This window comes from Cetobacterium sp., assembly GCF_048470075.1.
Classification (GTDB): domain Bacteria; phylum Fusobacteriota; class Fusobacteriia; order Fusobacteriales; family Fusobacteriaceae; genus Cetobacterium_A.
In genome coordinates, this window is record NZ_DBGBQB010000255.1 from 1 (window position 1) to 6,604 (window position 6,604).

Sequence of the window (6,604 nt, forward strand, 5' to 3'; positions counted from 1 at the left end):
GTGTAATCTCTTTTCACTTCCCAGATTAAAAATTTATTAAATTTTTAAATGCCCTTTTTTCTGTCCTTCATATATACTTAACTCACCACTAAAAAGATACGCCATAGCACAAGCTATAAAAAGATATCCCGCCATATTGTATCCAAATATCTCTATCCCTATTAAAAAAGATGCTAAAAAAGTGTTTGTTGAAGAGGCAAAAACTGCACAGTAACCGATAGCAGCTAAAAACTCCACCGGTATTCCAAACCAAGCTCCTAAAACTCCTCCTAAACTCCCTCCAATGGCAAAGATTGGGGTAACCTCTCCCCCTTGAAACCCTATTCCTAAAGTAAATACTGTAAATAACATCTTTAATAACCAGTCATAGGAGTACAGTTTTTCCTTTGAAAAAGCTATATCTATAAGATTTGTTCCCAAACCACTATATCTTCCTCTATAGGCTATCCATAGTAAAATGGCAAGTATAATACTTCCAAAAAATATTTTTCTCATGGGATCTAAATCCACTATATATCTATTTTTTTTAAATTTTTTTAGGAAAAATGCAAAACAATATCCCACTATAGCGAATATAAAAGTTGCCATTAAGAACATAGTTATATCTCTAACTTCATGTTTTGGAAACTCTTTCACCAAAAACGTAAAATGATGCATTTCAAAATAATTTGAAACTCCATATGCCGTGTAAGCCGCTAAAAATGCTGGAAAAAGAGCCTTATATTCAACCATACCCATATTTAAAATCTCTAAAGAAAATATAGTTGCAGCAAATGGAGTTCCAAAAAGCCCTGAAAATCCAGCTGATATACCTGTTGAAATAAGTATTTTTTTTAGGTCATTTATATTTAATCTCACCTTTTTTTCTATATAAACTGTTATTGTATTAGCTACAGTAGCTCCAATTTGAACTGCAACTCCCTCTCTTCCCGCTGAACCTCCAAAAAGATGTGTGGTCCATGTGGAAATAATAGAGAATGGAATTAATCTCTTTGGAATAATCACATTTTCCATATGTGCAGCTTCAAATACATAGCCCATACCCTTTAATGAGCCCTTTCCATATTTTTTATATAAAAATATCATCAGTACCCCTATAAAAGGTAGAAGTATGATTAATTGATTAAAATATTCCACTCTCCAATTGGCAGCTAATATCAACCCTTTAGAAAAAAATACATCTATAAATCCCACTATTAAACCTGTTATAATCGAAAATACTGAAAAAAATAGAAACCTTATCAATCTATCTTTCACTTTTTCCACCTCATCTATTTATTTTCAGTTACATTTACATCTAAGATATTAAATGGAACATTGATTCCTTCCTTATTGAATACTTCCAATATATACGCCATTAACTCTCCTCTAACTTTATAGTAACCTTTTGTTGGAGTCCATACCATAAATAAAATGTTTATACTGGAATCTCCATACTCCATTGTATGTATAAAGTTCTCTCTATCCTTACTCAATCCCTCATAAGTATTCGCTATATTCTCCAATATACTAATCACTTTCTTCATATCTGAATCATATGATACCGATAACATCAACTTTATACGTCTAAATAGATTCGCATCATAATTTATAATGTTTCCACTTATCATTACATTGTTTGGAATAATCACTCTTCTTCCATCCAAACTTGTTATATGTGTTGAAAATACCTCTATTTTAGCGACCTCACCCATCACTCCATTTATTTTTATAAAATTCCCTATACTAAATGGTCTTGTAAAGAAAAGTACCACTCCACCAGCTAAGTTCGATAGAAACTCTTTTAATGAGATTCCCACTCCCAATCCAATGGCACTGATCATAGTTGCTATTGATGCTTCGCTAAAACCAAATGCCAATAGCCCTATTAAAAAAAATGTGACATTCAATCCCAATTTTGTAACAGACTTTGTGAACTGTTTTGTATTTATATCTTGATTTACAACAGGAATTTTATCTATATATTTATCAACTTTTTTTGCAAAATATGACCCAAGATATAAAATAAGAATAAATATAACTGCTCTTATTAAAAATTCTATTGCATCATGCCCCAAATCCTGCAACATAGGTTTCCCTGAACTGTTTTTAATTTGTAATAAACTATTAAATGCTTCCATATTAATCCTCCTAACATATACTTCCTCTGTAATTTATATTATAGATAAGACAAATATATCCTTTAATTTTTTTTGTAAAATTAAAGGAAATTTATAAATTTTTTGTAAAAATAGCACAGATACATTAACTAAGATAGGAGGTATTTTTATGGAAAAGTGGAGATGTAAAGTTTGTGATTGGATTTATGATCCTGCTACTGGTGATCCAGACAATGGAGTCGCTGCAGGTACTGCATGGGAAAACGTTCCTGAAGATTGGGTTTGCCCTATATGTGGTGCTTCAAAAGATGAGTTTGAAAAAGAATAAATTTTTTTACTGGGGTAGATTTATACCTCAGTTTTTTTTATCAATGAAAATATAACTATTTTAGGAGGTCAACTATGTCTATGTTTTGTTTTCAATGTCAAGAAACTGCAATGAATAAAGGTTGCACTGTTAGGGGAGTCTGTGGAAAATCAGCTGAAACTGCAAATCTACAGGACCTATTAATCCATACTGCTAAAACTGTTTCTGCTTATATTGAACTTTTAAATGATACAATTCCTATAAATCAAGATCTTCACCATTGGATTGTAAATGCTCTTTTTGTTACCATTACCAATGCCAACTTTCATAATGATGCAATTATAAGGGAGATTGAAACAGGAGAGATGTATAGGGCTGCTTTGGAGATCGAACTTTTAAACCATAGAATCTCTGTCCCAGAAAAATATGCAAAATATGTCAACTGCCCTGCTGATCTTAGCTCTGATGACACTCTTTTAGAATATGCTGAAAAGGTTGGAGTTCTAAGAACTGAAAATGAAGATATACGTTCTTTAAGGGAAACTATCATATATGGTTTAAAGGGAATGTGTGCCTATGTTGAGCACGCTTTTAATCTGGGAAAGGAAAATCTTTCCATATATAGATTTATTGAAAAAACTTTAGCTGATGTTGATGACGATTCTTTAACTGCGGAACAACTACTTGGAATGGTCTTAGATGTTGGTAGAGTTGGTGTTGATGCTATGGCACTTCTAGATGATGCAAACACCTCTGCATATGGTCATCCTGAAATAACTAAAATAAATTTAGGCGTTGGGGATAAACCGGGAATTTTAATCTCTGGTCATGATTTAAAAGACTTAGAGATGTTATTGGAACAGACCAAAGGAACAGGTGTAGATGTCTATACTCACTCTGAAATGCTCCCTGGTCACGCTTACCCATTTTTTAAAAAATATGATAATCTTATTGGAAACTATGGGGGATCATGGTGGCATCAGACAAAGGAGTTTATAGACTTCAATGGTCCTATTTTATTCACTAGTAACTGTTTAGTTCCTCCAAGAGGCACTATTTCAAATTATTTAGAGAGAGTCTTTACCACTAACTCAGCTGGTATGGAAGGGTGTGAACATATCTTGGCCAATGAGAATGGATGGAAAGATTTTAGTGAAATTATTGAAAAAGCAAAGGCTTGTAAACCTCCTATTGAACTTGAAAAAAGACAAATTATAGCTGGATTTGCACACAATCAAGTCTTAACACTAGCCGATAAAATTATTGAATCCATTAAATCTGGAGCTATAAAAAAACTCTATGTTATGGGTGGTTGTGATGCCAGAATGCAAGATAGAAAATACTATACAGATTTTGCTTTAGCTCTACCTAAAGACTCTATAATTTTAACAGCAGGTTGTGCTAAGTACAGATATAATAAACTGGATTTAGGTGAAATCAATGGTATTCCAAGAGTCTTAGATGCTGGCCAATGTAATGACTGCTACTCTTTAGCCATTATTGCATTAAAGTTAAAAGAAGCCTTTGGATTGAACGACGTAAATGAATTACCAATAGTGTTCAATATAGCTTGGTATGAACAAAAAGCTGTTTTAGTTCTATTAGCTCTACTTTATCTTGGATTTAAAAATATTCATGTAGGTCCAACTATACCTGCATTTTTAAGTTCCAATATTCTTCAAGTTTTAATAGAAAAATTTAACTTGGGTACTATTGGCAGTGTTGAAGATGATTTAAAAAATTTTTAGAAATATTCTCTATTATAATAATCAAATATAATGAAAAAAGGGCAATAATTTTATTTTGCCCTTTTTAATATCTGCTCCATCTCTTTTATCTCTTCATCTTGACTTAAAATAATCTTCTGAGACATTTTTATTAGCTCTGGATTCTTACCATATTTTAGATACATGTTAGCCATATTAATCGCCCCTTTATGGTGTACAATCATATTTTCTAAATAGTGTTTTGTTATAGCCTCACCACTGCTCACCTGACCATTATAAGATTTCATTTCACCCATCATATCAGTCATTATTTTTTTCATTTTATCTAAAAACTGTCCATTGTCATTACCTCTTAGTTCACCAGTTTCCAGAAGTTTTTGCATAACCTCAACCTCTCTCTCTTGAGCATGTATTATTCTATTCGCTAAATTTTTAACCTCTAAATTATGAGTATACTTTAACGCTCCAATGCTTGTTATGATAGCTGCTTCATGATGCGGAATCATATATATCACAAAGTTATTTCCCACATCTTTTGTTAAAAATATCTGTGAGCTATTTGACATCATTATACTGTGTGCGTACTCATCATATTCTTTAAATCCTTTTAAGTTCTGTGGGATAACCTCCTTTAAAGGAGTGAGTACCGTATAGATTTTACTATCTGATTGTATTTCATAGTTAGCTATTTTATGAATATGATTTTCACTCAAATCATTTGCAAGTGAATTTAAAGTAACTGTTGAGAAAAGTGCTGCCATTCCTACCATTATATTTATATTCTTAAAGTCCATTTTCTAATCCTCCTTGTACTTGAGTATGTGCTTTATTATTAAATATAACCGCTTAAATTCCTTTTTAATTTTGAAGGATTTTCTCAATCTATTTGTAAAAGTAAATATATAATAGGTTAAGCATCATGAGGAGGAGTTTATATGTATGAGACTTTTAAAAATTTAGATCCAATTTTACAGGCACTTTTAGCTACTCTATTTACATATTTTGTAACGCTACTTGGAGCTGGTATGGTATTTTTCTTCAAAACTATAAATCAAAAAGTGCTAAATGCAATGCTTGGATTTGCCTCAGGAGTAATGATTGCAGCCTCTTTTTGGTCTCTTCTTAATCCAGCCATTGAGTTAGCTACAACTCTTGGATTACCCAGTTGGAAGCCAGCTGTTATAGGATTCCTTGTCGGAGGAGCTTTCCTATGGTCTATTGATAAATTTTTACCACATCTACATCAAAATCAGCATATATCCAATGCTGAAGGGATTTCAACTAAATGGAAAAGAAGTGTTCTTTTAGTTTTGGCTATCACCCTTCACAATATTCCAGAGGGATTGGCTGTAGGGGTTGCTTTTGGAGCTCTTGCCGCAACTGGTCCTGAATCATCTTCCACACTGGTTTCAGCAATAGCTTTGGCTATTGGAATAGGTTTACAAAATTTTCCAGAAGGTGCAGCGGTTTCTATCCCATTGAGAAGAGATGGAATGAGTAGAAAAAAAGCATTTTTTTATGGTCAAGCTTCAGGTATTGTAGAACCAATTTCAGGAGTTATTGGAGCTATTTTCGTCATGAAGATGACTTTTCTATTGCCTTATGCTCTTGCATTTGCTGCTGGAGCTATGATATATGTGGTTGCTGAGGAGCTTATTCCAACTGCTAAAGAGATTAGACATGATGACTCTGGAACTATTGGAGTCATGTTTGGATTTGCCGTTATGATGTTTTTGGATGTTGCTTTAGGATAGGTAGTAAATAAAAAACAGAAATGGAGCTATTCTTTAGCTCTATCTCTGTTTTTTCCCGCTTTCATTATTATTACAGTTACCTTATTTGTGTATTTTGATAACTCATTATAATCTTTTTCTACCTGTTTCCAATCTGGATTTGGTCTTTCTATTTCACTAGCTATTTTTGAACTTAAATACTCCATTCTTTCAAGCTCTCTATCTGTCATACCTTTTTTTATGGCAGTCATTATCTCCTTTTCATCTGCGGAGTTAGATGGAACATCTTCATCTAAAACCATATCTGACATAAGCTCATTGTTCATCTCCTCTTCAAAATTTGGTTCACTCTTTTCAAGTCCACCCTCTTTCAAAGTTTTCATCATATTGACTGCTAATTTATTTGTATATATTGAAAGCTCATTGTATAGCTGCTCCACTTTTACCCAGTCTGGATTTGGTTTTTGTACCTCTGCATCAACTAGGTCTCCTATCTCATTCATCTTATTCGTCTCTTCTGAATCCTCTTCAATACTTCCCATCACATTTTGAATAAACTCCTCATTGGCTATATTTGACACTGATATATTCTCCACTGTGGGAACTTGATCATTTTTAGTATCTATATTTTCTGTAGAAAAAGATGCAATAGACAAAATAAGTGATAAGGTAATTATAACAATTTTCATCTTTTTATCTCCCTTAATATTTAGTTATACTTCCATATTTTTTATTACC

At 32.6% G+C, this 6,604-nt stretch carries 7 protein-coding genes; 3 read left to right on the forward strand and 4 right to left on the reverse strand.

What is annotated here, in order from left to right:
• Positions 1–36: 36 nt before the first annotated feature.
• A complete protein-coding gene (locus ACMOUI_RS09190) occupies positions 37–1,257 on the reverse strand; it encodes a chloride channel protein (protein WP_418965400.1) in 1,221 nt (406 codons plus the stop codon).
• A 14-nt stretch (positions 1,258–1,271) separates the two neighbouring features.
• Positions 1,272–2,120, reverse strand: a complete 849-nt coding sequence (locus ACMOUI_RS09195; RefSeq protein ID WP_418965401.1) for a mechanosensitive ion channel family protein — start codon at positions 2,118–2,120, stop codon at positions 1,272–1,274.
• A 148-nt stretch (positions 2,121–2,268) separates the two neighbouring features.
• On the opposite strand from ACMOUI_RS09195, the gene rd reads away from it, so the two are divergent.
• Together rd and hcp are read left to right on the forward strand one after the other, a co-directional pair.
• Positions 2,269–2,427 (forward strand): rubredoxin, encoded by a 159-nt coding sequence (rd, locus tag ACMOUI_RS09200; RefSeq protein ID WP_418965402.1) that lies wholly within the window; start codon positions 2,269–2,271, stop codon positions 2,425–2,427.
• Positions 2,428–2,501: 74 nt separating this feature from the next.
• Positions 2,502–4,154 carry a hydroxylamine reductase gene (hcp, locus tag ACMOUI_RS09205; protein ID WP_418965403.1) on the forward strand — a complete coding sequence of 551 codons (1,653 nt, stop codon included), beginning with the start codon at positions 2,502–2,504 and terminating at the stop codon, positions 4,152–4,154.
• A 50-nt stretch (positions 4,155–4,204) separates the two neighbouring features.
• Here the strand turns inward: hcp and ACMOUI_RS09210 are convergent, their stop codons facing one another.
• Positions 4,205–4,927, reverse strand: coding sequence for a DUF305 domain-containing protein (locus ACMOUI_RS09210; RefSeq protein WP_418965404.1), 723 nt, complete (start codon positions 4,925–4,927; stop codon positions 4,205–4,207).
• Between the two features lie 141 nt (positions 4,928–5,068).
• Here ACMOUI_RS09210 and ACMOUI_RS09215 point away from each other — a divergent pair, with 141 nt between their 5' ends.
• Complete coding sequence (locus ACMOUI_RS09215) at positions 5,069–5,887, forward strand: ZIP family metal transporter (RefSeq protein ID WP_418965405.1); 819 nt, start codon at positions 5,069–5,071, stop codon at positions 5,885–5,887.
• A gap of 26 nt (positions 5,888–5,913) precedes the next feature.
• Here ACMOUI_RS09215 and ACMOUI_RS09220 read toward each other — a convergent pair whose 3' ends face one another.
• Complete coding sequence (locus ACMOUI_RS09220; RefSeq protein WP_418965406.1) at positions 5,914–6,555, reverse strand: hypothetical protein; 642 nt, start codon at positions 6,553–6,555, stop codon at positions 5,914–5,916.
• Between the last annotated feature and the right edge of the window lie 49 nt (positions 6,556–6,604).